Source organism: Salsuginibacillus halophilus (genome assembly GCF_003014715.1).
Lineage (GTDB): Bacteria > Bacillota > Bacilli > Bacillales > Marinococcaceae > Salsuginibacillus > Salsuginibacillus halophilus.
This window is the reverse complement of the sequence record NZ_PYAV01000005.1, coordinates 37,410-63,020: the sequence shown is the minus strand read 5'-3', so window position 1 is coordinate 63,020 and position 25,611 is coordinate 37,410. Positions and strand designations below refer to the sequence as shown.

At 45.6% G+C, this 25,611-nt stretch carries 25 protein-coding genes and 1 riboswitch; of the genes, 1 reads left to right on the top strand and 24 read right to left on the bottom strand.

The window, feature by feature from the left end:
* Window positions 1-15: 15 nt before the first annotated feature.
* Window positions 16-210, bottom strand: a riboswitch (cobalamin riboswitch).
* 49 nt (window positions 211-259) lie between these two features.
* From cobT to B0H94_RS05425, 4 genes are read right to left on the bottom strand one after another with little or no spacing between them, the layout of a single operon-like run.
* A complete protein-coding gene (gene cobT / locus B0H94_RS05440; protein ID WP_106588247.1) occupies window positions 260-1,297 on the bottom strand; it encodes a nicotinate-nucleotide--dimethylbenzimidazole phosphoribosyltransferase in 1,038 nt (345 codons plus the stop codon).
* Window positions 1,298-1,311: 14 nt separating this feature from the next.
* Window positions 1,312-2,805, bottom strand: a complete 1,494-nt coding sequence (locus B0H94_RS05435; protein WP_106588246.1) for a cobyric acid synthase — start codon at window positions 2,803-2,805, stop codon at window positions 1,312-1,314.
* Window positions 2,792-4,162 (bottom strand): cobyrinic acid a,c-diamide synthase CobB, encoded by a 1,371-nt coding sequence (locus B0H94_RS05430; protein ID WP_106588245.1) that lies wholly within the window; start codon window positions 4,160-4,162, stop codon window positions 2,792-2,794. Before B0H94_RS05430 ends, B0H94_RS05435 begins: the two co-directional genes overlap by 14 nt.
* Window positions 4,163-4,705 carry a cob(I)yrinic acid a,c-diamide adenosyltransferase gene (locus B0H94_RS05425; RefSeq protein WP_106588244.1) on the bottom strand — a complete coding sequence of 181 codons (543 nt, stop codon included), beginning with the start codon at window positions 4,703-4,705 and terminating at the stop codon, window positions 4,163-4,165.
* Between the two features lie 133 nt (window positions 4,706-4,838).
* Here B0H94_RS05425 and B0H94_RS05420 point away from each other — a divergent pair, with 133 nt between their 5' ends.
* A complete protein-coding gene (locus B0H94_RS05420) occupies window positions 4,839-5,078 on the top strand; it encodes a hypothetical protein (RefSeq protein WP_106588243.1) in 240 nt (79 codons plus the stop codon).
* Between the two features lie 26 nt (window positions 5,079-5,104).
* On the opposite strand, the gene B0H94_RS05415 is transcribed toward B0H94_RS05420, so the two are convergent.
* The 20 genes from B0H94_RS05415 to B0H94_RS05320 all read right to left on the bottom strand — a co-directional run bounded on the left by B0H94_RS05415 (window position 5,105) and on the right by B0H94_RS05320 (window position 25,604).
* On the bottom strand, window positions 5,105-6,004 hold the full coding sequence (locus B0H94_RS05415) for a selenium metabolism-associated LysR family transcriptional regulator (RefSeq protein ID WP_106588242.1): 900 nt from the start codon (window positions 6,002-6,004) through the stop codon (window positions 5,105-5,107).
* Between the two features lie 134 nt (window positions 6,005-6,138).
* A complete protein-coding gene (locus tag B0H94_RS05410; protein ID WP_245893911.1) occupies window positions 6,139-7,278 on the bottom strand; it encodes a YeiH family protein in 1,140 nt (379 codons plus the stop codon).
* A 216-nt stretch (window positions 7,279-7,494) separates the two neighbouring features.
* Window positions 7,495-7,995 (bottom strand): tripartite tricarboxylate transporter TctB family protein, encoded by a 501-nt coding sequence (locus B0H94_RS05405; RefSeq protein WP_106588241.1) that lies wholly within the window; start codon window positions 7,993-7,995, stop codon window positions 7,495-7,497.
* A gap of 34 nt (window positions 7,996-8,029) precedes the next feature.
* Complete coding sequence (locus B0H94_RS05400) at window positions 8,030-9,535, bottom strand: tripartite tricarboxylate transporter permease (RefSeq protein ID WP_106588240.1); 1,506 nt, start codon at window positions 9,533-9,535, stop codon at window positions 8,030-8,032.
* A 31-nt stretch (window positions 9,536-9,566) separates the two neighbouring features.
* Window positions 9,567-10,601, bottom strand: coding sequence for an Ldh family oxidoreductase (locus B0H94_RS05395; protein WP_106588239.1), 1,035 nt, complete (start codon window positions 10,599-10,601; stop codon window positions 9,567-9,569).
* A 14-nt stretch (window positions 10,602-10,615) separates the two neighbouring features.
* Window positions 10,616-11,338, bottom strand: coding sequence for a FadR/GntR family transcriptional regulator (locus tag B0H94_RS05390; RefSeq protein WP_181315278.1), 723 nt, complete (start codon window positions 11,336-11,338; stop codon window positions 10,616-10,618).
* A 131-nt stretch (window positions 11,339-11,469) separates the two neighbouring features.
* Window positions 11,470-12,234, bottom strand: coding sequence for a sulfite exporter TauE/SafE family protein (locus B0H94_RS05385; protein WP_106588237.1), 765 nt, complete (start codon window positions 12,232-12,234; stop codon window positions 11,470-11,472).
* Between the two features lie 43 nt (window positions 12,235-12,277).
* Complete coding sequence (locus tag B0H94_RS05380) at window positions 12,278-12,877, bottom strand: fumarate hydratase C-terminal domain-containing protein (RefSeq protein WP_245893910.1); 600 nt, start codon at window positions 12,875-12,877, stop codon at window positions 12,278-12,280.
* Window positions 12,878-12,889: 12 nt separating this feature from the next.
* A complete protein-coding gene (locus B0H94_RS05375) occupies window positions 12,890-13,804 on the bottom strand; it encodes a fumarate hydratase (protein WP_106588235.1) in 915 nt (304 codons plus the stop codon).
* Window positions 13,805-13,885: 81 nt separating this feature from the next.
* Complete coding sequence (locus tag B0H94_RS05370; RefSeq protein ID WP_106588234.1) at window positions 13,886-15,613, bottom strand: FAD-binding protein; 1,728 nt, start codon at window positions 15,611-15,613, stop codon at window positions 13,886-13,888.
* Between the two features lie 21 nt (window positions 15,614-15,634).
* Window positions 15,635-15,997, bottom strand: coding sequence for a succinate dehydrogenase/fumarate reductase transmembrane subunit (locus B0H94_RS05365; protein ID WP_106588233.1), 363 nt, complete (start codon window positions 15,995-15,997; stop codon window positions 15,635-15,637).
* Window positions 15,998-16,013: 16 nt separating this feature from the next.
* The gene (locus B0H94_RS05360; protein WP_106588232.1) at window positions 16,014-16,733 is read right to left on the bottom strand and encodes a succinate dehydrogenase/fumarate reductase iron-sulfur subunit; all 720 of its coding nucleotides are present in this window, start codon (window positions 16,731-16,733) and stop codon (window positions 16,014-16,016) included.
* A 37-nt stretch (window positions 16,734-16,770) separates the two neighbouring features.
* Complete coding sequence (locus B0H94_RS05355; RefSeq protein ID WP_106588408.1) at window positions 16,771-17,715, bottom strand: hydroxyacid dehydrogenase; 945 nt, start codon at window positions 17,713-17,715, stop codon at window positions 16,771-16,773.
* A 140-nt stretch (window positions 17,716-17,855) separates the two neighbouring features.
* Window positions 17,856-19,025, bottom strand: coding sequence for a UxaA family hydrolase (locus B0H94_RS05350; protein ID WP_106588231.1), 1,170 nt, complete (start codon window positions 19,023-19,025; stop codon window positions 17,856-17,858).
* Window positions 19,025-19,336 (bottom strand): UxaA family hydrolase, encoded by a 312-nt coding sequence (locus B0H94_RS05345; RefSeq protein WP_106588230.1) that lies wholly within the window; start codon window positions 19,334-19,336, stop codon window positions 19,025-19,027. The genes B0H94_RS05350 and B0H94_RS05345 overlap by 1 nt, the downstream gene beginning before the upstream one ends.
* A gap of 232 nt (window positions 19,337-19,568) precedes the next feature.
* Complete coding sequence (locus tag B0H94_RS05340) at window positions 19,569-20,606, bottom strand: tripartite tricarboxylate transporter substrate binding protein (RefSeq protein ID WP_106588229.1); 1,038 nt, start codon at window positions 20,604-20,606, stop codon at window positions 19,569-19,571.
* 751 nt (window positions 20,607-21,357) lie between these two features.
* The gene (locus B0H94_RS05335; RefSeq protein WP_106588228.1) at window positions 21,358-22,794 is read right to left on the bottom strand and encodes an aldehyde dehydrogenase family protein; all 1,437 of its coding nucleotides are present in this window, start codon (window positions 22,792-22,794) and stop codon (window positions 21,358-21,360) included.
* Window positions 22,795-23,703, bottom strand: coding sequence for a class II fructose-bisphosphate aldolase (locus B0H94_RS05330; RefSeq protein ID WP_106588227.1), 909 nt, complete (start codon window positions 23,701-23,703; stop codon window positions 22,795-22,797).
* A 19-nt stretch (window positions 23,704-23,722) separates the two neighbouring features.
* Window positions 23,723-24,457 carry a GntR family transcriptional regulator gene (locus B0H94_RS05325; RefSeq protein ID WP_106588226.1) on the bottom strand — a complete coding sequence of 245 codons (735 nt, stop codon included), beginning with the start codon at window positions 24,455-24,457 and terminating at the stop codon, window positions 23,723-23,725.
* Window positions 24,438-25,604: a diphosphate--fructose-6-phosphate 1-phosphotransferase gene (locus B0H94_RS05320; RefSeq protein ID WP_106588225.1), complete on the bottom strand. Its 1,167-nt coding sequence runs from the start codon at window positions 25,602-25,604 to the stop codon at window positions 24,438-24,440. Before B0H94_RS05320 ends, B0H94_RS05325 begins: the two co-directional genes overlap by 20 nt.
* Between the last annotated feature and the right edge of the window lie 7 nt (window positions 25,605-25,611).

Genomic DNA, 25,611 nt, shown 5'->3' with positions numbered 1-25,611 from the left:
CTTTTCCTCGAAGATGTTTAATAGAACAAACAGGCAGGTCTCCTGACTTACGCTTTTACAGCTGACAGCACCTTCCCACCTTTTCAAAGGCAGTGGTATTATGCTGTTAGCTTGAACGCTTACAGTGGCGGGACCGCGCCGGATTTTCACCGGACTTCCCTTTTAACCTTGAAAGCTGACTCCCAAGTGACCTGTTTGCTTGACGCTATGTTCGATGTTATCTAAACCAATTATAGTTAACTGTGCACAGTGTGTAAATCTATTTTTCCACACCAGCTTCTGTAAACGTGGCCATACCCCGGCAGAGCTCAGCAGCTGAAGCGATCACCGGGTAGGCAAGCGCAGCCCCAGTCCCTTCACCTAATCGAAGGCGAAGATCGAGAAGCGGCGTAAGCCTTAGAGCTTCTAGCGCTGCTTCATGGCCAGGCTCACACGAACGGTGACCAGCAATCAAATATTCGCGAACTTCCGGTTGCAGTCGCACAGCGGTTAATGCTGCAACAGTGCTAATAAACCCGTCAAGCAGAATAGGAACCCGGTGCGAAGCAGCTGCAATAACTGCACCGCTCATCGCTGCGATTTCAAACCCTCCCACTTCCTGTAGGGCTTGAAATGGTGCATATGCTTGCGGCCTGCGAACACGCATGACTTCTTCAAGTACTTCCCGCTTTTTCTTCACGCCTGAATGATCCAAACCTGTTCCCGGACCAACAAGCTGCGCAACCGGAAGTTCAGATAAGGCTGCAAGCATTAAACTAGCGCTGGCCGTGTTTCCGATTCCCATTTCTCCAGGAATAATACTTTTTGCACCTGCTTGAACTGCGTCATCAACCGCTGTTAGGCCGGATTGAATTGCAGCTGAAGCTTCTGCTTCACTCATTGCCGGTGATTCAAGCGGGTTTTTTGTGCCGAAAGCGACACGCTGGTTTGACACTTGATGATTGTCTACCGGTTCAGTTAAACCGACATCTGTAATCGTCAACTGGGCGCCAATTTGCTTTGCTAGTATATTAATCGCAGCACCGCCGGCTGCAAAATTTTGAACCATCTGCTTCGTGACAACTTGCGGATAGGCAGACACTCCGGCAGCGGCTAGACCGTGATCCGCTGCAAACACAAGAATCGCCGGCGGACCGGGCTGATAACTTGGCTCTCCGGTCATCTCTGCAAGTTCAATCGCGATGTTTTCCAGTTCCCCGAGACTCCCCGGTGGTTTCGTTAACTCATCAAGCCGCCTGCGTGTTTGTTCACCAGCTTCCGTATTGCGCGAAGGGATCGAACGGATTGAATCAACCATTCAGCGCACCTCCTTCATTTTTCTTCATCCATGAGTGCATATATCGCATCCATCCGGCAGTTGCGGCGCACAAGGTCTGCTGCTTGATCAAACCCGGATTCGCGTCTGGCTTGATATGACGAGCGACCATAAATGGGGGCTAACCCCTTTGTTTCGCGAATGTCATTTAAGAAGTACTCACGAAAAGCATCATTATGAAATAAACCGTGTAAATACGTACCAATCACCTGCTCTGCCTGATCTTTGGCGCCATCTTGTCCTGAAGTTGTCTCCAACAGTGCATCAGTCTCGCTTGTATGTTTTGTCACACCCATATGAATCTCATAGCCTGAAACTTCATGCTCACTGCCTTTAAACGTTAAGTTTCCCGTCGTACGAATGGTTGTTTTATCTTCGGCAATCGTAGTTGAGATCGGGAGCAGACCAAGCCCCGCAGAGGTTGCAACCTTTGACTCAAGCTGTTGTTCATCTAAAAGCTCAAGCCCAAGCATTTGATAACCGCCGCAAATACCAACAATCCGGGTGCCGCATGCTTTCAAACGACCAATCGCAGCAAATAAGCCGGCTTCTTTCATAACAGCTAAATCATGCAAAGTGCTTTTACTCCCAGGGATCAACAACATATCAGGTATCCCTAGCTCTTCAGGGTGCTGGACCATACGCACATGACAATCCGGTTCTTCAAAAAAAGGATCAATATCAGTGAAATTTGCAAGATGCGGATGGCGGATCACGGCAATATCAAGTTCTTTCGTTTCGTTAGCCGCACTTGTATAACGGTCAAGCGCCACAGAGTCTTCGGCTTCAACCGTCAAATCTTCATAAGGGATGATGCCAAGCACCGGTATACCTGTATATGCTTCAAACCAATCAATGCCAGGCTCAAGGAGTGAAACATCACCACGGAATTTATTTATCATTACACCTTTAACTTTAGCGCGGTCTTGTGCCTCAAGTAGTTGAAGCGTTCCAACAAGACTGGCAAACACGCCGCCTTTTTCAATATCACCGACTAAAATTACCGGGGCACGGGCAATATTTGCGACGCGCATGTTGACGAGCTCACGATCGTTTAAATTAATTTCTGCCGGGCTGCCGGCACCTTCTATGACGACAGCATCATAGCTTTCTGCAAGGCGATTATAAGCATTGTGGATGACTTCAAGCCCTGTTTCAAAAAAATCCTTCCGGTAGCTGCCGGCACTCATATTTTCATAAGGTTTGCCGTGCAGCACAACTTGTGCGCCTGTGCCGCCGGTTGGCTTGAGTAAAATAGGATTCATGTCCGTCGTCGGCTCAATGCCTGCCGCTTCTGCCTGAACCCCCTGCGCCCGGCCGATCTCCTCGCCTGCAGCTGTCACATATGAGTTGAGCGCCATATTTTGTGATTTAAACGGCGCCGTATGCCAGCCATCTTCAGCGAAAATGCGGCAGAGCGCTGTAACAATGACACTTTTGCCGGCATCGGAGTGAGTGCCTTGAATCATGAGCGGCCTAGCTTTCCGCATTCAGTTTCACCCTTTCACATGCGTTCAGCCAAGATTCCACAAACGCTGGGGATGAAGCAAAATGAAGGTGCGTATAGCCTGCCGTAACACTGCCACGGGCACACCCTTCTGCCTGTTCTCCGCTCATTCCCGAGGTATAAAAAGCAGGCTCTATCTCTCTTGCAGGCGTGAACGAGGAATAATGAAATTCATGTCCTTTAGCCTCTATCTCATCTGAAAAAAACGGATGATTGAAGGTGACGTTCCGATAACCAATCGCTTGGAGCCGGTCATGCATCCGCGTATGTCCCGGAATAACGTCAAGCATCGGATACGTCTGCCCCTCAAGGGTTGTTAAACTTCGGCATAAATACATAAACCCGCCGCATTCGGCAAGGACCGGCATACCGTATTGAATCGAGGTCTGGATGGACGCACGGCTGACGTCATTTTCTGATAACGTTTCGGCAAACACTTCTGGAAAGCCCCCGCCGAAGTAAAGTCCGTCCGTCTCCGGAGGCACAGCTTCATCTGCAAGCGGCGAGAACGTTACAACTTCCGCACCGAAAGCCTCGAGTAATTCGAAATTTTCTTCGTAATAAAAGTTGAACGCCGCATCGCGAGCAACTGCGATCCGCAAATTTCGCGGCGGGGCAGGCTTAAAGATGCTTGGACATTCGCCTGGCACCGGTGGAGCTTCTGCCAACTTCTGAATGTGCTCAAGTTCTAGTCCTTCAGCTGCCTGGTCTCCGAGCTTAGCGAAAAATGAATTCAAATCACCACGCTCTACTGACGGCACGAGCCCTAAATGGCGCTCCGGCATCTTCAACTCTTCATTTTTCGTTAAGTAGCCAACAACCGGAATCCCGCACTCCTGACTCACAGCTTCTTGGATTAACTCAAAGTGACGGGTACTTCCTACTTGATTTGCAACCACCCCGCAAATATTGATATCCGGTGCCATCGCTTGAAATCCTTTCACCATTGCCGCTGCACTTCTTGCAACACCGCCGGCATCAATGACTAAAAGCACCGGGCTTTTTGTTTTGCGGCTAATATCTGCGGTACTTCCTTCATCTGAAGTTGGGCTTTTGCCATCAAAAAAGCCCATAACACCTTCGATAATTGATATATCGGCGCCACGACTTCCGCGCCTAAGAACTTCATTCATTACATCCGTTGTCATCATCCAACTGTCTAAATTGCGCGCCGGCCGTTCTGTGACTGCTTGATAATAAGATGGATCAATATAGTCAGGACCACACTTAAACCCTTGGACTTTAAAACCTGCCTGCTTAAAGGCAGCCATGAGCCCGACTGCCGCTGTCGTCTTACCTGCCCCGCTTCCAGTGCCGGCAATAACTAAACGAGCCCACATTTAGTATTCAACCCCTTGAACAGCGGGAATGCCTTCATCGTAATAATGCTTTTCCGGTTCAATAATGGAAACTAAGTCTGCGAGCTCTTTGATTTCTGAATGAGCCGAGCGCCCGGTAATCACAAGATGCACATGTGACGGCTTGTTTCGAATCATCTCTTTCACTTCAGCAAGCGGTAGTACATCGTCTATCGGAAATTTCTGAATGGCAAGCGCATTGTTCAGTTCATCTAAAATCACAACATCGTATACCCCGCTCATGACTGCTTCTTTTGCCTTCGGCCAGGCCGCGTGTAAAGCTTCCCGGTGTTCTTCAGGTGTTTTTGTCCAAGTAAAACCAATCCCGAGCTGCTCAACTTTAACACCAAGTGTTTCTAGTGATCGCTGCTCCCCGTAATTTCTTGTAGGTGACTTAATAAACTGAAGCATACATACATTCATTTCCTGACCTACAGCCCGCATCGCCAGACCAACTGCCGCTGTTGTTTTCCCTTTACCATCACCTGTGTAGACAAGTGTTAATCCGCGCGTTCCTTTTTTCACCTTAATACCTCCTTTAAACTTTTGAAATATGTGAAATTGTTTTAAATAATATCAAAGCGGGTAATGATTGAACAGTGTTGAATTTTTGTCCTGACGCCTGAGACTTAACTTCACTCGAAAGGACGATGCTTGAATGGAGAAACAGTTAAAATATGCGTTTTGGTTTAGTGGCAGCTTTACGCTGATTATGATGACATTAACTTTACCCCTCTTAATGTGGTTATCTGCCCCTGCCTCAACAATCATTAACGGCTTGATTGTATCGATTTTGATCGGCGGGTCTTTCGGACTTTTCGCCGGCTGGTTGTTTGCCGCAACAAACCCAGATCCCTCAATAGCTGATAAATACGAACATCATCATTACGATATTTAATTACATGTAGGCTGGAAGGTTTAGCATCACTCACTAAACTTTCCAGCCATTATTGTTTTATAAAACATTTCAGATACGAGCTGCAGCGCCCGATCTTTTTTGCGTACAATATAAAAGTTTCGTTTCAAATTCAAATCTTTGATCCGGTACGTTTGAATTAACCCCAGCTCAAGCTCTTTACGAACGGCACTCTTAGATAAAATGGCCGCCCCCATGCCTGCTTCGACAGCTGCTTTGACCGATTCTGTGCTGCCAAGCTCCAACTCAATATTTAAATCCTGCTTCGTCCACCCGTGCGCTTCAAGCCGGGATTCAAACACAGAGCGGGTCCCCGAACCTTCTTCGCGCATAACAAGTGGAATTTCCTTTAATGTTTCTAAATCAAGCTCTGCTTCTGAGTCTTTTAAAACATGAGGTGCTGCAAATAAAACAAGTTCATCAGACATAAAAGCTTCTGATTGTAAATCCGGCACTTGTAAATCAGCCTCTATCAAACCAATTTCAAATTCACCACGTTGGATCATCTCAACAATATGCTGACTGTTTGTAATTTCGGTTTTTAAGTTAATGTAAGGATGAGCCTTTTTAAAATCGTGAAGGAGTGCAGGCAGAATGCTCTCACCGATTGTTAAACTGCTTGCAACTGCAAGTGTACCTTGCAGCTCACCATTTAAAGCCCCGATTTCATTTTTCGCCTGCATCTGTAAATCCAGCATCTGCTGGGCATATGTAAGAAATTTCTCCCCGGCTGGTGTGATCTGCACAAATTTTTTTGTCCGATGAAATAAAGGCGCCCCCAGCTCTTCTTCCAACGATTTAATTTGCGAAGTGATCGTAGGCTGAGAGACAAACAACGCCCGGCCCGCCTCTGAAAAACTTTTCGTCCGTGCTACTTGGGTGAACGCTTGGAGCTGGTCATTGTTCATGATGACACCTGCCTTTTATTTTTATCTTACCACCAAGCCACGAAAAACGGCTAGTTTACTTAAAGCTTTTTAAAACAAAAATACCCGGGAGCACTTTGTATCATAAATGTAAGCGCTTCCGGGCTTAACATATTCTAATATTCAATTAATCCACCTAAAAGCATAACCATAGCGATACTGACAATTGTGACCGTGACAGCCGCAACCATACCGATATAAAATGGCTTAGCACCTAAATCTTTAAACATTTTTAAATTGGTTGAAAGGCCTACCGCGGCCATCGCAATCCCAAGTAAATATGTGGACCCGAGGGTGTTCAAGCTGCTTGTAAGCGCCTCCCAGTTTTCCGGTGAAAATAAGCCGAGCGCTTGTCCCTGCTCTGTTACGCCTGCATCACCAATGGTACGAACACCTGCCATCAGCAAAAATCCAACAACAAACAAAGGAATCAATTGATACCACTTTTTCACTTGCAAGTTTCCTTCATTGCTTGCTTGACCTTTCTTTAAGTACAAGTAAGACATGATCGGCACAACGGCCACTAATAACGTATTTCGTGTAAGCTTTGAAATCGTTGCGACATCGACAACTTCTGTTGATTGAAACATTTGTTCATAAATCAATGCGCCCCCGGCCACCTGTGCTGTTTCATGAATAGAAGTCCCTAAAAACAAGCCAGCACGTACAGGGTCATCTTGAAAGATTAAATGTGCCATATACGGATATAAAAACATAGCCAGGATACCGAAAATGGTGATGTTGCCAACGGCGTAAGCAATTTCTTCATCATTGGCTTTAATTCCTGGTGCTGTACCAACAATCGCTGTTACGCCGCAAATGCCAGTACCAACGGCAGTTAAAGTCCCCAGCCGGTAAGACTGCTGCAGCCGGGCGGTAACCCATAGCGTGGCGAAGATCCCGGTAACGACACAAATGAGGATAATTGGAATGCCCCAGGCACCTAATGTGACAACGTCAATGAAACTTAAACGAACCCCAAGTAAGATAATTCCGATTTTTAAGATAACTTTCACCGAAAATGACACACCAGCCATAAACGAACCGCTTAAACCAATTAAGTTTCTGATCATCAACCCGGCGATAATCGCAATAAATATGGATGAAATCGGGCTGCTGCTTTCCGGAGGCAGTCCCTGGAGCTGATTAACAAAAGCCCCAAGCCAATCAGCAATAAACATCGATCCGACCATAACAACTGTACAAAGAATGACGCCAGGGAGAATCTCACCTAATTTATTTATATAAGTTTTCACGCCACTTCCTCCCTCCGTTAACGTTAACGATCTATCTTTTATTTTAAAGGAAGAGGCACAAGCGTGGTGATTGAGATGTTCTTAAGGCCTTATCACGATTTTCTATGAACGCACGAAACAAAAAACACCCCTCCACATTGGAGAGGTGCTTAATGAATCAACCGATTACAGCTTAGACTTTCGTAAACGAGCGAAATCGGTAACTTGCCATCCCCGTTAAAAGAGAATACCTTCTGGCACTGGGATGTTGAGAAAGTCATCAAAGACAAAGTAGATAAAAATCAAGGCACCTCCGGCAGTAATTAGCGGACGCAGCACGTTAAATATCCCTGTTTTCAACCCATCAAGGTACCAAATAAACACACCCATAAAGATAAAGCTTACGGTGTAAAAGCCGATGACAGGAATCAAATATACAAAAGCAATCAACGCAATAATCCCTGCCCACTTGCGAATCGTAACCTTTTCACCTTCACCCTCAATTTCTTCCGTTTCTTCTTCTTTACCTTCAAAAGCTCTTTCTTTCACATAAGCTCTTCGGACGAAAATACTTTTAAATAATAGACTGATAGAGAAAGTGAGCAGCAGGGCGATCACAAGCCTTGGAAAAATATCTGATGGGCTTGTTAAGTCCAGGCTCCATATATAAAACAAGCCTGCAACCACAAGCAAAGTAATAGAAATCATGACATCACGCCACTGTTCCCGCATGAGCATCAGCTGTCCCCCCTTAATTCAACATAAAGTTTCTTCAGTCGTCCTTGCCTTCAGCTTTGCGCTGCTGACGTGCCACCCAGATTGGAGTAAATATTGAGAGGACCGTGAGCACAATCAATGTAAGCGTAATTGGTCTCGTGAAAAAGAGTGAAGCAAGGTTCCCTTCAGCTTGGGATTGAATAACAGAGGACACAAATCCCTGCTCGGCAATCACCCCTAGAATTAAACCAAGAACGATAGGTGCTACATGGATCCCTCCCTTAATCAAAAAGTAACCGACAATCCCGCAGGCAAGCATAATATATACATCAACGAAGCTGTTGCGGATTGCGTAAGAACCCATAACTGCAAACACTGTAATCACCGGAACCAAGTAACTGATCGGTACATTCAAAGCCTTTACAAAAAAGCGGGTGCCGACAAGACCAATAATAAGAAGCAGAATATTAGCAACAATTAAGCCGACAATAAACGTATAAGCAATGTCACCTGAAGCCTGGAACAACTCTGCACCAGGACGGAGGCCGTGAATTAACAGTCCCCCTAAAAGCACAGCCGCTACCGGACTACCTGGAATCCCTAGCGTTAAAAGCGGTATTAACGATGAGCTTACAGTTGCATTGTTTGCTGATTCACTTGTTACAACCCCGTACTCACTGCCTTGTCCAAGTTCTTTCGGGTTTTTGGAAAAGCGCTTTGTTTCATTGTAAGCAACAAATGACGCTACATTACCGCCTGCACCTGGCAGCATACCGACAAATGTGCCGATCAAAGAGCTGCGCGTCAATGTAATCGGCCGTTTAAAGACACCAATAAAGGCTTCTTTGTACATCCCTTTTTTATCATCAACTTTTGATACGTATTTATTATTGGACTCAATTAAATGGATCATCTGTGGAATTGTAAAGAATCCGATCATCGCCGGGATCAACTCAATCCCTTGGTTTAAATCACCGACCCCAAAAGTAAAGCGCTCCTGCCCAGATACTGGGTCAATACCGACGAGTGCGAGAAGCAAACCAATTGTTCCGCCGATCATCCCTTTTAAAATTGAATTTCCCGCCAAGCTTCCGATGATGGTTAAGCCAAATACTGCTAACCAGAAGTTTTCCGGCGGACCAAATCTTAAAGCAAACTCCGCTAAGCCTTGTGATAAGAACAAAAGAAACAATGTTCCAATGATCCCGCCGACAACCGATGCTGTCAAAGCTGTAACTAAAGCCTTAATTGCCTGGCCTTTCTGGGTCATCGGATAGCCGTCAAATGTCGTCGCAACGTTTGCAGGTGTCCCTGGTGTGTTCAACAGGATTGCAGAGTTCGCCCCGCCAAACATCGCTGCGGTATACAATGCCCCGAGCATTAAAAGACCGGTCGCTGGATCCATTCCAAACGTCAGCGGAACTAAAAGAGCAACGCCCATTGTAGCTGACAAACCTGGTAGTGAACCGACAATAATGCCCCCAATGACCGCTAGTGCCATAATAATCAGGTTTCCCGGCTGTAAACTTGTAAGTAAACCTGTGAGGATATCCTCTCCCATAGCCGCCCCTCCTTTCAGGATGAATCGATGCTTATACTCTCGCTTCGCCTAGAAGCTCCGTTGTAAGCTCATTTAATTCTTGTTGAACTTCTGGCGACACATACACGCCTTGGCTTTCTGTCTGTTCTGCTTTCACCTTTTTACGCTCTCCTGGGATGCTGATTTCATCATACCCATCCGCTGTGGCTACATTTTTTACTTCTTCAATCATTTGATCAATGCGTTCGTAATATGACTCTTTGTTCATATAATGGGCAATGTCTGAAACGATCATAAAATGACCAACATTTGCTTTGTCCGCATCATCAGCATAAATGTTATTTACATGCGGTCCAAAGGCAGCCCCTGATAAAACCCCGGCCATGACTTCGAGCGAGAGCGCAAGGGCATACCCTTTCGCGCCGCCAAATGGAAGGACTGATCCCTTTAGAGCCTCGTTAGGATCGGTCGTGGCCTTTCCGTCCGAATCAATTGCCCAGTCTTCCGGAATACTTTCATTATTTTTCGCAGCTAAAATGATGTTGCCCCGTGCGACTAAACTTGAAGACATATCCACAACGACCGGAAGGCGGCTTGCCGGAAAACCAAAGCCGATCGGGTTTGTCCCGAAATACGCCTCTTTGCCACCCCACGGCGGAATGCCTTTCGGAGAGTTCGTTGTCATCATGCAAAAGGCATCGTGCGCTGCCACGTGGTTACAATAATAAAATGCATGACCGAAGTGGTTGCTGTTTTTAATACCTACAGAAACAATCCCCTGTTCTTTCACACGAGCGATCGCCTCTTCCATAGCTTTATAAGTTACAACTTGACCGAGGCCATTGTCGCCATCAACCAGGAGAACACCGCCTTTTTGCTCAACTTGAATTTGCGGATTCGGATTAATACGTCCTTCAAGTAATCGTTTCGTATAAATGGCAAGCCGTGAGATTCCATGCGTATTGACACCGTGGAGGTTGGCATCGATTAACACGTCTGCAGCAATATCCGCATCACGCTCCGGACAGCCTGCCGCCTGCAATACATCCTTTGTGATCGACTTTGCTTCTTCTAGTGGTAAATACATTTGTTCATCAACTCCTAGTTCTCCTCGTAATCTGTTTCTGTCAAAATCGTGTTTTCAACACTATCCAGATGTTCGAGCATGTATTGTCTCGCCATGTCCGGGTCGCGGTTTAACATGGCACGGGCAATCTTTAAGTGCTCCTCCATAGATTGCAGCGGCCGTCCCGGAATGAGCAGTGCTTTTGTCCGACCTTTTTTAAGCAGAAGAATCAAGTTGCTCAAGATGCTTCGATAAACAGTATTTCGGGCACATTCAGCTATAAAAGTATGAAATTCGTGATCCGCTTGTTCATAAACTGAGATGCTTTCTGTTCCACTTATGTGATTCACTTCACTGTAGTAGCCTTCCATCTGTTGATACAACTTTGTTAATTCTCCATCAGATGCACGCTCTGTAGCCCAAGCCGCAGCTTCTGGTTCAATCGTACGTCGAATCTCAAAAAGTTCGGTCATTTGGTTGTCGCTTTTAAATAATGTGCCAGCAAAAACCTCCATACGGCTTTCCTGCTCTTGTACGTATACCCCTTGTCCGTGCTTTATTTTTATAAATCCAAGAGCCGATAAAATTTTATACGCTTCGCGAATTGTCGGGCGACTGACATTCATTTTCATCGCAAGATCGCGCTCTGCCGGCAGTTTTTCGTTCGGTTTTAAAATGTCATTAATGATTAAATCCTGGATATGTTCTACAACTTTATGTGAGTGACTGCTTTTCGTTTCGTTTACTTGTTTAAACAAAAGGATATCCTCCTCAAAAACCGTAATCAAACGTGGTGAACCTTAAGGATAACATTTTCACAATGTTCCCCCCCTCTCAAAGCTTAAGAGATAAAACAAAGAAAATTCAGACAACACAAGGCAGAAAATAATTAAAACAAATCGTATACCACCGTTAAACTAATGATTAAAATCGCAGCTGCGGTAACACGTTTTAATAACAACGGAGAAAATGCTCTGTTAACGCGGCCCCCAACCTGTGCCCCTAAGATACCGCCGGCGACAAGCATAATACCTAACTGTAGTGAGATTGCATCTGTCGTCAGCTTCATTAAAAAGCTCCCGGCTGCCAGCAGAAAGCAGGCCACTAAACTTGTTCCTATCGCTTTTTTAATCGGTATCTTAAACAAATATATCATTGCCGGCACAAACAGAAATCCTGCGGCGATTCCGAGCATGCCGCCGGCAACACCTATAAAAACTCCTATGAGTGTACTGAATGCCAGTACCAATTTTCTATTTTTATAAACTGCCTCTTCTTTATCTTTTTGAGGAATCAACATCATTAACGCTGCACTTAACGCCATAAAGGCGAAAAACCATCGAAGAAACTCATCACTTAAGTTATGTGCGACAGCGACCCCGCCCATTCCCCCGAAAAATGAAGGGATCCCGAGAAAAATCACCATCGTCCGGTCGATCAGCCTCTCTTTAAAGTAAAATACAGCGCCTGACAAAGTGGCAAAAAACGCCTGCATAATCGAATAACCGGCAATGGTCTGCATAGGAAACTCCGTTTGAATGATCAGCGGTGGAATCATCATTAAGAAAAATACGAGAATTACACCACCACCAACAGAAAGCATCCCTGTAATCACACCACTGGCAAGACCGATTAAAAACATAACCACGGCCATCATAAACGCCTCATTTACCGTAACCGTAGTGCGTAACCAGCAGTTACAGATTCTCAATCATTGCATCTAAGTTTTTCTTTGCCTCATCTTTCACATCTTTATATTTGTTGCCGCCGTGCGCATCAATCGAGACGATTAAAGGCCCAAAATCTTCGACTTGAAACTTCCAGATCGCTTCAGGCATTAAATCTTCCCACCAAACACCTTCAATCTCTTTCACCTGGGTCGTCTCAAGGGCTGCAGATCCTCCTAGAATCGTAAAGTAACACCCGTTTTCGTCTAATAGTGCCTGACAACCTTCCTCAAGCAGTCCACCCTTACCGACGATTGCTTTTACCCCGTACTGGTTCATTAAACCACGCGTGAAACGATCCATCCGGTAACTTGTCGTTGTACCGATACTCACCTTTTCATAACTTCCGTCTTCTAGCTGTTTCACCCCCGGTGCCGTATGCAGGGCAATCCCCCCTTCAAGCTGTGGGATTAAATCTTCCGGGAGCTCCACCCCTTTATCAAACAGCCGGATGAGATTTGCATCCCGTACGCCAAAGATTACACCATCTAAAACGACTGTGTCACCGGCTCGGAGCTGGTCAATGTCTTCATTTGTAAGCGGTGCTTTCAATCGGTAATGCGCCAACATCATCCCCCCTTTTTAATACTTAATTTCCGGCGCTTCATTACACTGAAACACGGCCCGCATCCGGCGCGCCGGCCAGCACATTAAGTTAACCGCAACCGGGTTCATCGTCATATGGGTATCTGCTGTCTCAATCTGTACAGCAAGTGCTGTTGTATTTCCTCCTAAACCATGGGCGCCGATGCCTAATTCATTAATTTTTTCATAAAGCTCTTCTTCAAGTTTCCGCACTTCTGGATCTGGACTGGGTGAAGCAACCTCACGAGCCGCTGCTTTTTTAGCGAGCGCAGCACATTTATCCGCCGAACCACCGAGGCCGATACCTACAATTGTTGGCGGGCACGGATTAGCGCCTGATTCAAAAACGCATTCAAGAACGTACTTTTTAATGCCTTTAAGCCCTTCTGCCGGCGTTAACATTTTCATATAGCTCATATTTTCTGAACCGGACCCTTTTGGCACGATCAAAAGCTCTACTTCGTTCCCCGGGACAAACTCGTAATGGATCACAGGCACTTGCTTTCCTGTAGATGTACCATGATTTTCTCTGCTTAATGTATTTACGATGCTGCTCCGTAGTGGATGCTCCAGCGTTGCCCGTTTTGTGCCGCTTCTAATGGCTTCTTCAAGAGCAACACCGTTGAAGCGTACGTTGCTCCCGATCTTTACAAAGTACACCGGAATCCCTGTATCCTGACAGATTAAGAGACTTTCATCATCTGCTGTAGATACAGTTTTAATTAACGTTGAAAGGATGTCTTTTCCGCTTTCGAGCTCTTCATTTTCATAAGCTTTTTCCAGTGCTTCACGTACATCAGGTGGCAGGTCCTTTAATGATTCAATGTATAAAGTTTTACAAGCTTCCTCTACATGCTTATAAAACTGTTCATCTGCTTCCCACACCTCAGCCGAATTTAAAGAGGCTTCCATAAATTAAACTCCTTTCTTTTAAACACTGTTTTAGCATCATCTCTCTTGAAGCACGCTTATTCATAAACCATAGAGCAGCTGTTATTTCACCCCGGCCGGACGTTCAATTTTATGACCTGACACATCTTCGAAACTGATATGTGTAGGCTCAACCGGCTCTGCCCAAGCTTCTTTACCTTGTTGAACAAAGACATTCTGCAGCCAGCGTTCATCATCACTTGCCGGAAAGTCCTCACGGTAATGAGATCCCCGGCTCTCTGTTCGAAGCAACGCACTCTCTGCAACCATTTTTGCAACGGACACTAAGTTTCTTACATTTAAATATTCCTGCCACGACACATTATATTTTCGACCACCGCCAACTTTCACACGATTGACACGATCCTCCAAGGTTTGAAGTTCTTCAACAGCTTCAGTTAGCGCTTTTTCATTCCGAACAAGACCTACCTTCTCCCACATTAACTGCTTTAAATCATTGCGGATATAAAAAGGATTTTCACCTTCCTCACGTTCAAGTGGCGCAGTAGCAGCTTCAATGTGTGCATGCACCTCACTTAAAGAATACGCTGCAGGTTCCCCGCCCGGGGTAACCACTTCCGCAGCCGCACGCCCAGCTCTTGCGCCGAAGACGGTAGAATCACAAACCCCGTTTCCGCCTAAGCGATTAGCTCCGTGCACCCCGCCGGCATCTTCTCCGGCTACAAAGAGACCCTCAATGCTTGAGCGGTTATTTTCATCTACATGCACACCACCCATTTGAAAATGTGCCGCTGGTGAAATTTCAACCGGTTCCACACTTAAGTCTTTCCCGACATCTTGGCAACGTTCAACCATACCCGGAAACTGTGCGCGTACGTTTTCTTTACCCAGGTGGGAGACATCAACATAAACGCCTTCAAGCGTTGTACCCCGGCCTTCCATAATTTCCATGTATGCCGCTCTTGAGACCCGGTCCCTTGTTGAACGCTCCAGCCTTTCTGGGTCATATTTCTCCATAAAACGCTCCCCATCAGCATTCATGAGATAACCCCCGGCCCCGCGAAGTCCTTCTTCTAAAACACCGCCGTTCAAACGTGAGTTTTCTGCCAAAAGACCTGTCGGGTGAAACTGCATCATTTCCATATCAAGAAACGCTGTTCCAGCCCGGTAACACATCGCCATGCCGTCTCCTGCTTTTTCAAGGCTCGGAGTGGCAATTTTATACATCGTTGCTGCACCACCAGTACCGACAATGACCGCCTGCGCCCGAACGACGATAAACTCACCTGTACCCATGCAAAGCATTAGACAGCCGGCTGTCCGGCCTGTTTCATCAAGCAGTAATTCGACCGCCCGCACTTCATCCCATGCTTTGACATTCGGCTTTGCATACAGTTGATCGCGCATCCGAGAAATGATTTCAATCCCAGTTAAGTCACCTTTATGCACCGTCCGATCGAATGACTGACCGGCAAATGGCTTTTGGTGAACGGTACCGTCTTTATTGCGGTCGAAGAAAACACCCATCTTTGTTTCAAGCTCACGAATCCGGTCCGGCGCATCGTTAACAAGGGTCCAGGCCATCTTCTGGTTATTAATGGCTCCGCCGCCTTTAATCGTGTCATAAAAATGTTTTTCAACAGAGTCGTCCGGGTGCAACACAACATTGTAGCCACCCTGCACCATGCGCGTACATCCACTTTTACCAATCATACCTTTAGCAGCAACGATAATATCCAAATCTGGTTTAGTGTCGATCGCATGGTGAGCAGCAAACAAACCGGCACCGCCGCTACCTAAAATTAATATATCTGTTTGGATTTCTTCCAACGTCCCACCCTCCCCTTCACTTTAGGTGACAACGACAACAAAACTAGCGACAAATAACAATGACCCAAGAATCGTAAGCACCGTAAACACGCTTCGGTTGTCTTTCACAATCCCAAAATCAATTAAAATCACCCGCAGGCCGTATAAAGCATGAAAAATCACCGCGAAGAGTAATAGCGAATCTAAAAATACATTGACGTGCAAACCCGTAATCATCTGTCCACCGGGAAGATCACCGACAAGCGCGTAGCCGCTGTAAATTTTTAAAGGAATAAGTACAAGTAATATTACTGCTGTGATCCGCTGGATAAGCCATGCGATATAACCTACAAATGGACGCTGCTTCACTTCCGGCTCGGCTTCTTGATAAGAAACATTCTCCATCCGACGTCCCCTCACTTCATATTTTTAATCCTAATGTCTTTTTCAATTTTTTTGTTTTAATTTTTTGAATACTTTCCATAGGATTAATGCCTTTTGGACAAACTTCCATACAAGCACCGAATGAGTGACATTCAAAAGCTCCTTCTGACCCAGTCACTTTTTCAAGACGTTCATGTGTTGCACCGTCTCGTTCATCAGCAATTAAATTATGTGCACGTGTTAAAGCTGCCGGACCAAGAAACTCGCCATCTCGCATCGAAACGACATCACATGATTGGTAACAAAGGCCACAAGTGATACAGTCCGTGTTTTTATCAATTACCTGTCGTGCTTTGTCATCATGTGGAATGATGCTGAATTCATCTGTATCTTCTTTAGGTACGAAATAAGGTTGAACCTTCTGCCAGCTATCAAAAAATGGTTCCATATCTACAGCTATGTCTTTAATTACAGGAAAGTTTCGCATTGGTTCTACTTTAATTTCACTTCCTAATGCTTCGACTTTCGTACGGCAGGAAAGTCTCCCCCGGCCATTAATCATCATTCCGCACGTGCCACACATTCCTAAACGGCAGGCGCACCGAAACGATAGCGAAGCATCCTGGTCTTCAACGATCAGAAAGAGAGTATCGAGTACCGTCATGTTCTTCTTCGGTTGTATTTCAAAAGTCTCGTAATAAGGGGATTCATCTGTTTCCGGCTCATACCTCATTACAGAGACTTGAACCTTCTCCATAAAGAACGCTCCTTTCTATTTACCTAAGCAGCAACCCTTACACCCTGCACAAGGACCTTATCCCTTCAAGCTCTTTTTGTACTTCTTCACTCACCATGACCGAAGTTCGTTCTTGAGACTGTTCAGTTAAACCAGAAACATGAGGGGTTAAAAAGACATTATCAAGTTCAAATAAAGAATGGTTCTGCGGCGGCGGCTCTTCAGCAAATACATCTAATACTGCAAAGCAGTCACTGTTGGTTTTTAAATGCGTGTATAAATCTTCCTCATTTACAATACCGCCACGCGATGTGTTGATGAGTACGGATCCAGGCTTCATTTTCGTCAGCTGTTCAGCACTTATTAAATCTTTTGTATGCTTGTTGAACGGCACATGAATCGTAATAAAGTCGCTATTCGATAAAACGCTTTCAAAATTGCTTTCTTGAATACCAATCTCTTGAAATGGATAATCAAAAGGAGCAACAAAAGGATCATAACCAAGCAGATTCATGCCCAATGCTTTTGCGCGTGTAGCAAGCCGGGCACCTATCTCTCCCATGCCGATAAACCCGAGCGTTTTCCCGTAAATCTCTTCTCCGGTGTAGTCCCGGCGCTTCCATTCTCCCTGCTTTACTGAAGCTGTCACGTCAAAAAAGTTCCTTGATTTGATAAGCATCGTACTTAATACATATTCTGCAACAGAGATTGCATTTGCATTTTTGGCTGTAATTACAGGAATTTCTGCATTTCTCGCAGCTTCAAGATCGATATTATCCAGTCCCACCCCTAAACGTCCGATCACTTTTAACCGCGGGGCATGAGCGAGCAGCTCTTGATCAACTTTCGTTTGGTTTCTAACAATGACAGCGTCAGCATCCGCTACTTTGGAGAGCAGATCGTCGCGATTTTTCCACAATTCCGGATCGTAAGTCACTTCCGCGAACGACTTTAAATTTTCGATACCTTGAGGCCAATTTAATTCAGTAATGACGATTTTCATACGTAGCTCCTCCATAAAAACTGCTTTTGCCAACATACTTCAGACCACTTTTCATATTTTACACTCAACGTTTGAATGTCTTTAGAAAAATGCGGAGTATGTCGACAAAAGCAATCTCATATTATGACGTTGTTATTTAATTAAATGCTGACACCTGTACGGTGAATCGCAAAGCCTGTATGTTCTTTTAAAATTTCAGACTTTGTCTGCTTCCCGTTACATGTTTCCAACACTTCATTATAAATCTGATCGCCTGCGTCCTTTAAGCTGAGGTCATTCGTGAAGATCTCACTAAGGTCAAGCTCCATCGTATCCTGCATCGCTTGAAAAGAATTCGTATTACTTGTAATGCGGATCGTCGGCATAATTGGGTGGTTAATAACGTGACCTCCGCCGGTGCTGAATACAAGTAGTTGTGCACCTGCTGCAGCAATGCCTGTAATCGATTCGCTTCCGTGTCCTGGTGTGTACATAATATACAACCCAGAATCTTCAGCCGGCTCTTCACTGTAATCAATTAAACCATTAATCGGAGCAGAACCGCTCTTTTGATAGGCACCGAGCGACTTTTCTTCAATACTGCTCAAACCGCCCATAATATTGTCGCCAGTCGGTTGTGACCCACGAATATCTTCACCGCTGGAAAGTGCACGCTGTTCAAATTCATCAATAGCAGCAACAATTTCTTCTCCGGCTTCTTTTGTTACGGCGCGATCCAGAATGTGTTCTTCAGCTCCCATCAGCTCTGTTACCTCAGCAAGAATCGAGCGCCCGCCTTGATCAACGATACGGTCTGAGCAATGCCCTAAGGCCGGGTTTGAGCCAAGACCGGAAGTCGTATCCGATGTTCCACAGTTTAATCCGAATAAAAGTTTGGATACATCTACAGGCTCACGCGTTTGTTTAGACAGTTTGCGCTTCATGTTCATCGCTTTGCGCAAGCCTTCTGCTGTAGCTTCAATCGCACCGTTTGAGAAGCGGATATTTACAATTTCAACCGGCTTTCCGGTTTTTTCAATTTCATGAGCGATATCTTCAGCTGTACAACCTTCTTCTCGGAAATGATCGATTACAATTACTCCGCCGACGTTTGGGTTGCGGCCTGTGCCTACAAGTGTGTTAAATGTTGTACGTAAATCCGGTCGCACCTGGCAGCGGCCAAGCGGGTGGCTGATGGCTACAGCACCTTCAATACTATCTGCAATTCGTTCTGCGGTGGAGTTGGCATAAATGGTTCCAGAAAGAATAAGTAAAGTATTTCGAATCCCTACACTGCCATCCGGGCGTACATAACCTTGAAATTGATCCATTACGCATTGCCTCCTTCTTGTTCTTCTGCAAATCGATCGCCACGGCCGCGGTTACTTTCAATATTATGAACATGAATATGGTCGCCGACCGGTATATCTTCGATAGCCGAACCTATACTTAAGCCATACTTTAAAATTGTATCTCCAGTGGAAATGTCTTTTACAGCGATCTTATGACCGTAAGGAATGTCCTGCAGCACCTTGACCTTTTCCCCGCCGCCGATTTCGAGCTCTGTTCCTTTCGTTACATCAGCTTTAATCACTGTGCCGGTGTTATCATCAGGATTAATTACATATACATCTTTACTCATACAATTAAACCTCCCTTGTTAATGTTCATCAAGACTCAGCATCAATGGTTTGTGGTGTGACGTAAGAGGTAATACCTCTTACGTCTTAAACCTATTATTCCACTGTCAGCAGAACAAAGTCAACTGATTTTTCGGAATTTTTTAATTTGTCTTATTCGTTTTAATGATCAGCCTTATTATGAAGAGTTCGCGTAAAGGTTTCACCTTACAATGAAACCTTTACGAATACTCTCTAGTCAGCAAGTTCTTCTTCAGCTTCTTCAGCTTCTTCGACTTCGTCTTCAAAGCGTTCAAGCAGGTCTCTTGCATCATCGGCTTCATCACGGATCTGCTCTTCCCACTCATCACCAGGAAGGAATTCATTTGGCAGTCCTGCATCCTCCATCGACTGTTCATAATCCGGGTCATTCGAAATTTCCTCAATGGCATCTTGTACCGTTTCTACAATTTCATCAGGTGTGCCCTCTGGGAAAGCTACGCCACGGTCGATGGCTGCAACAAGATCAACCCCCTGCTCCTCAAATGTTGGCGCATCCGGCAGCCAGTCGTGTCGTTCTTCTGTGGCAATACCAAGCACCCTGATCGAATCCTGCTCTGTAATAACGTCACCTAAATTACCCATCATCGCATCGATATGTCCGCCAAGTAAGTTTGACACCACATCCGATGCCCCCGGGAACGGACTTTCATTCACTTCAAGCCCTGTTTCATCCATAAATTGAAGTGTTGTAATATGGTCGCCGGTTAATGTACCTACAATCCCTACCGTTTGACTGCCAGGGTCTTCTTCAAGCGCATCCATAAAGTCATCCAAGGTTTCAAATTCACTGTCTTCGTGAACTGCAAGTAGTTGTGGATCGGATACCAGGCGAGATGTATACGCAAAACTATCGAGATCGAAGTCAGTATCTCGTCCTTCCGGCTGCAAATAAATGTGCGGGACGTTAATATTACCAATGGTGTAACCGTCAGCATCAGCATCCCCTAAGGCTGTAAAACCGACTTCACCGCCGGCACCTTCTCGGTATTCAATGACTAAATTCGTATCAAAATGATTAGACCAGTGATCTTCAATTAATCGAGCGTTGACATCCGTTGTTCCACCTGCGGAGAATGGTACAATCATCGTAACGTTTTCTTCCGGATAATTAGCTGCAGCGTCTTCTCCGTTTTCCTCACCATCAGCACTTTCTCCTCCGGTATCATCTCCACAAGCAGCTATAAGTGACATCGCACCTACAAAAGTAACCGTTTTCAAAAATTTCGACATCCTCTTCCCCCCTCAAAAGATATGTTTTTCTTGCTTGTTTACATCTTACGTTTGTCGCTCACGCTAGTCAATTGAATTTCAATAATTTTTAGAATATTAGGTTATTAATAGTTTTGATAACGATTATAGCAATTTCTAATGAATAATATTCCGACTGATACAACAGCTGTTTGCGGATTTTACAAAATTTTACCTTATTGCTATTAAGAACTTTCGCTTTCGCATAATGAAATATTGCAGAATGAAGGAATTTGTGAAACACGATAAGAAAAGACGTTCGAGAAGGTTAATACGCATATACAAGGACCAACGTCAAACTTGTTCCTTTCGCAAAGGATTCTTTCACCGAAAGACGTCGTATTCAGCGAGCTACAAACCTTATTAAATCAATATTCTGAATCATTTAAGGCGGAAGAACTTCAAGCAATTTTACGTCTGTAGCTATGTACCCCATGTTGTATGCGCTTTCCTGCGCATATGTGGCGTTTGTTCCTTTGCAGCGCACTTTGCGAAACCTTTTTCAGACAGTCATAATAGCTTTTGCAGATAAAATTCGGAGAGAAGCGGAAAGAAGGGTATAATTGATGCGTTTTATCTTAGGCATTGTGCGTTCTGTAAACAAAGCACTTCAACAAAAGAAATCCTACGATAAGAACTTCTACACTGTTGAATAGTCCTTGGTCCGTTAACGTAAACGTTTTATAAAAGCACCTCCAGTGCGCTTTTCGCACATTGGAGGTGCTTTTTTATTTTAAGGTTGAGGCTTCATAACAATCAGGCGCTCTTCTGTCATTTCACGAATGGCATATTTCGGACCCTCTTTGCCTGTGCCGCTTTCTTTTACACCGCCGTACGGCATGTGATCCACCCGGTATCCTGGTGTGTCATTAATGATGACCCCACCCACCTCAATTTCTTCTGTGGCTTGATGGATGAGTGCAAAGTCATTCGTAAATACACCCGCTTGTAATCCGTAATCTGAATCATTGATCCGCGCAATCGCTTCATCTGCGGTTTGATACGTATCGACTGCAACGACCGGGCCAAAGGTTTCTTCCCTGCAGACTTTCATGTCATCGTGCACATTCGTTAAAATTGTTGGTGCGTAAACCGCCCCATCACGCCACCCACCTGTCTGTACAACAGCGCCTGCTTCTTTTGCTTCTTCAACCCAGCTTTCAATCCGCTTTGCTTCAGTCTCAGCAATCATTGGACCAACGGATGTGGCTTCATCCTTTGGATCACCTACATTTAATTGCTCTGTCGTCCGCTTCATTTCTTGTAAAAATGTATCATAAATCGATTCGTGTACATAAACACGCTGAACTGAGATGCATACCTGCCCGGCGTTGTTAAAGCTTTTTTGAGCTGTGGCAGCTGCTGCTTTGGCTACATCTGTGTCGTGATGTATCATCGTTGCTGAGTTGTTACCCAGCTCTAAAGCCACATCACGCAACCCGGCATTCTGCTTTAAGTAGCGCCCGACATTTGGACTTCCGGTAAAAGTAAACAAATGAATATCTTTTTCTGCAAGAAGTGCATCTCCAAGAACACTGCCCCGGCCGGTTACAACATTTAGTCTACCGGCTGGAAGCCCTGCGTTTTGAAAGATTTCTGCAAGCTTAAGCGCACTGATCGGCGTTGCTTCTGCCGGTTTAAGTACTACACTGTTTCCTGCAGCAAGAGCCGGTCCTACTTTATGACACACAAGGTTCAACGGCACATTAAACGGTGTGATCGCTGCAATTACACCAACTGGAACACGCTTTGTGTATGCCCGGCGGTCTTCAGACCCAGGAGCTGCTTCTACTGCAACCGTTTCACCTTCGATCCGCTTTGCTTCTTCAGCAGATACTTCAAGCGTTAAAGCGGCACGCCCTACTTCACCGCGGGATTCGTTGATCGGCTTTCCGACTTCTTCAGCAAGCACAACAGCAAGCTCTTCAGTGCGACTCCGGAGTTCTGCTGCTGCTTTCATCAAAACTTCGTACCTTTCGTATGGAGACACCTTCTCCTGCTGCGCTGACTTCGCTGCTGCGACAGCTTTTGAGACTGCCTCACCGTTTCCACTGACGACTTCTCCAATCGGCTTTTGCGTGTATTTGTTTAACACTTCTTTCTTCTCTCCTGAATGGTCCCATGCTCCATTAATAAACAAGCCATATGTCGTTTGTTCAGTAACGCTCATTTATACCTCTCCTTTCACAGTTTCAAGGTCTCGGTTTAAATCATTTAACACTAATGGCGCCTTTCCATTGCTATAAAACACGTGAATCTTTTCTTTCACTTTCTTTACCATTTCCTCACGTCCGCGGCCGAGCGAATCCGCGAGCACGTAATTATCAGGTGATGCTTCATAAAACGCTTGTACTCCTTGAGTAAAAGCCGCCCGCAGTTCTGTATCTACATTAATTTTTGCAATCCCGAGTGAGATGGCCCGGCGAACATCTTCATCCGGAACATCAGAACCTCCATGCATCACAACAGGACGCTTTACTGCTTTTGCGATTTCTTCAATCCGGTCAAACTGGAGCTCAGGCGGCTTTTGATAAATGCCATGGGCTGTGCCGATTGATACGGCAATATAATCGATGCCGGTTGCTTCAACAAAAGCAACAGCTTCTTCGGTTGATGTAATCATCGCGTCTTTTTCATCAACTGTAATGTCATCTTCAGTACCACCAATCTTTCCAATCTCACCTTCAGCACCAATGCCAAGTGCCTTAGCGATTTTCACCACATCCGCTGTCGTACCGGCATTCTCTTCAAATGATTTCGCGGATCCATCATACATCACTGACTGAAAACCAAGCTGGACAGCCTCCATCGTCTGCTCGAACTGGCGGCTGTGATCTAAATGAATGGCAATTGGGATGGTCGCTTCACGTGCATAGTATTCTATTAATTGTTTCATAGGTTTCATGCCTAAAGTGTTAATTACCTTCTGACCGACTTGAATCATAATCGGCGCTTGTTCTTCCTCTGCTGCTTGGATAATTCCTTGGACGGTTTCTGCATTATGCGCACTAAAAGCGCCTACACCATATCCGTTTTCAAATGCGTGATTAAGTAAATCTTTTCCGCTTACAAATGGCATCAGTTGTCCTCCTTAAGCTTTACCGGTGCAGTTCAATATCATAATGGTATTGATCACTGCGGTATTTTGTTTTTGTGAATTCAATTGGCGCCCCGTTCATGCCAAAGCTTAATCTTGTCATTTCTAACAGTGCTTCCCCGGGACGGATCCCTAGAGCATCTGCCTCATCAATCGTGGCATTGATGGCTCGGATTTTTTCTGAAGCATTTTTCAATAAGATATTTGCATCTTCAAGCAGTTCATAATAGCGTGCTTCATTTAAGTCGTGGGCCATCAAAACTTCTCCTACCTCCTGTGGCCAGCACGTACGTTCAAGCGCCACCGGCGTATCATCTGCAAAACGGATCCGTTCAAGCAGGAGAATCGGTTCATCTTCACCTGTATTTAATGCATCTTTTTCATAATAAAGGTCGTATTTAAACTCAGCCCTCAGCAGCTTTGACCGCGGTGTCTTACCTTTTTCAACAACTTCTTCTGCAAAGCCTTTTAACCGACCCAGGCTGCCAATTAACTTTTTCGGTTTTACAACAGTGCCATGCCCCTGCCGCTTTTCAAGCATGCCTTCCTGTACAAGAATATTAATCGCTTGACGAATGGTTGTGCGGCTAACGTCAAACGTTTTAATAAGTTCCTGCTCTGTCGGAATCAATTCATTTTCTTCCCAGTCACCTTGCTGGATGTTTTCAATAAGTACGTCTTTCACCTGTAAATACAGTGCCGGGCCACGGTTTGGATCAATTTTTGTGGATAACATTCCCCTCGCTCCTTTTGAGCGGCGCTGGATAATCCGACAGAGGACCGCCAATGATTGGCGTCAGCCAGCGCCGGTATTGTTCAGGTTCCTCAATGAAAGCTTCAGGAAGTTTCCGTTCGCCGGCGTTCACAACATCCGTAAGCGCTTTCGGAACCAAATCTACATGGTATGTTCCCGATTCCCGGCGCTCTAATGCTACCATCTGTCCGCTCAAACCTTCTTGTGCCCACTGCGCTGCCAAGCGTCCGGCGTCGTAAGCTTCCCGCTCATCTTGTTGTGAAATCAAACTTGATGCACTTCTTTGCTGCATCCCAAGAAGCTCTGCCCGCGCAGTAACACCAAGGTGCTGTTCAATCTTCTCTTTCACCAGTGAAGAGATCCCTCCAAGAACGACCCGCCCGTTCACATGTGACCGCTCTACCTGCTCTCCACTTTGAAATGCCGCCCCTTCACTAACAACAACTGTAGCCGTTCCAAACGACTGCAGTCCGCGTTCCACAGCTGCAAGTACATCACCTAAATGCATTGCTCGTTCCGGAACACCGATGTACTGCGGACCATCTTGCGGCCACCTGCCGGCATGCAGGCTTGCTTGAGCCAGCCAGCCGGCATTTCTGCCCATCGTTTCAAGTACACGCACCTGCTCAAAGTTTTTCATCGCCTGCAAGTCCCGGCTCACGTCCCGAACTGTACTTGCTACAAACCGTGCAGCACTCCCAAATCCAGGTGCATGGTCCGTTGCGCCAAGATCGTTATCGACGGTTTTTGGAATACCGATGACGTTTAAAGGCGCTCCTTCATCAGCCGCCGTTTCTTCTAACCTTTGCAACGCCGCCATCGTACCATCGCCTCCGGCAAATACGAGCGTATCGATACCATGCTGCTTTAAATGCTTTAATGCCTCGTTTATCCCATTTTCATCAAACGGATACCTGCCCGAACCGAGCATTGCCCCCGGTACGCCCCGGGCGGCTTGCACACGCGCTAAATCATCAGGGGAAGCTTTTTTTATATGATTCATCACTAAACCTTCATAGCCACCGAAAACGAAGTAGACTTCTTCCTCGACGTCTTCGATAAAACCGGCAAGGCTGCTGTTAAATACGGCAGTCGGCCCGCCGGCCTGCCCTATTGCAATCTTTCCCATACGCGCG

Bases quoted from the DNA above. Each gene is read 5' to 3' on its own strand.
- B0H94_RS05380 (WP_245893910.1), bottom strand. From the start codon at position 12,877: ATGTTGGCGCATTACCGATTGAAAGCACCGCTTACAAATGAAGACATT.
- B0H94_RS05400 (WP_106588240.1), bottom strand. From the start codon at position 9,535: ATGGGAGAGGATATCCTCACAGGTTTACTTACAAGTTTACAGCCGGGA.
- B0H94_RS05405 (WP_106588241.1), bottom strand. From the start codon at position 7,995: ATGCTCATGCGGGAACAGTGGCGTGATGTCATGATTTCTATTACTTTG.
- B0H94_RS05365 (WP_106588233.1), bottom strand. From the start codon at position 15,997: ATGGAGAATGTTTCTTATCAAGAAGCCGAGCCGGAAGTGAAGCAGCGT.
- B0H94_RS05360 (WP_106588232.1), bottom strand. From the start codon at position 16,733: ATGGAGAAGGTTCAAGTCTCTGTAATGAGGTATGAGCCGGAAACAGAT.
- B0H94_RS05340 (WP_106588229.1), bottom strand. From the start codon at position 20,606: ATGTCGAAATTTTTGAAAACGGTTACTTTTGTAGGTGCGATGTCACTT.
- cobT (WP_106588247.1), bottom strand. From the start codon at position 1,297: ATGGTTGATTCAATCCGTTCGATCCCTTCGCGCAATACGGAAGCTGGT.
- B0H94_RS05345 (WP_106588230.1), bottom strand. From the start codon at position 19,336: ATGAGTAAAGATGTATATGTAATTAATCCTGATGATAACACCGGCACA.
- B0H94_RS05435 (WP_106588246.1), bottom strand. From the start codon at position 2,805: ATGCGGAAAGCTAGGCCGCTCATGATTCAAGGCACTCACTCCGATGCC.
- B0H94_RS05395 (WP_106588239.1), bottom strand. From the start codon at position 10,601: ATGTATTTACCACTAGAAGAAGCAAAGTCGATCACAAAGGATGTATTG.
- B0H94_RS05415 (WP_106588242.1), bottom strand. From the start codon at position 6,004: ATGAACAATGACCAGCTCCAAGCGTTCACCCAAGTAGCACGGACGAAA.
- B0H94_RS05335 (WP_106588228.1), bottom strand. From the start codon at position 22,794: ATGAGCGTTACTGAACAAACGACATATGGCTTGTTTATTAATGGAGCA.
- B0H94_RS05420 (WP_106588243.1), top strand. From the start codon at position 4,839: ATGGAGAAACAGTTAAAATATGCGTTTTGGTTTAGTGGCAGCTTTACG.
- B0H94_RS05330 (WP_106588227.1), bottom strand. From the start codon at position 23,703: ATGCCATTTGTAAGCGGAAAAGATTTACTTAATCACGCATTTGAAAAC.
- B0H94_RS05385 (WP_106588237.1), bottom strand. From the start codon at position 12,234: ATGGCCGTGGTTATGTTTTTAATCGGTCTTGCCAGTGGTGTGATTACA.
- B0H94_RS05355 (WP_106588408.1), bottom strand. From the start codon at position 17,715: ATGAAAATCGTCATTACTGAATTAAATTGGCCTCAAGGTATCGAAAAT.
- B0H94_RS05350 (WP_106588231.1), bottom strand. From the start codon at position 19,025: ATGGATCAATTTCAAGGTTATGTACGCCCGGATGGCAGTGTAGGGATT.
- B0H94_RS05325 (WP_106588226.1), bottom strand. From the start codon at position 24,457: ATGTTATCCACAAAAATTGATCCAAACCGTGGCCCGGCACTGTATTTA.
- B0H94_RS05430 (WP_106588245.1), bottom strand. From the start codon at position 4,162: ATGTGGGCTCGTTTAGTTATTGCCGGCACTGGAAGCGGGGCAGGTAAG.
- B0H94_RS05320 (WP_106588225.1), bottom strand. From the start codon at position 25,604: ATGGGAAAGATTGCAATAGGGCAGGCCGGCGGGCCGACTGCCGTATTT.
- B0H94_RS05375 (WP_106588235.1), bottom strand. From the start codon at position 13,804: ATGGAAGCCTCTTTAAATTCGGCTGAGGTGTGGGAAGCAGATGAACAG.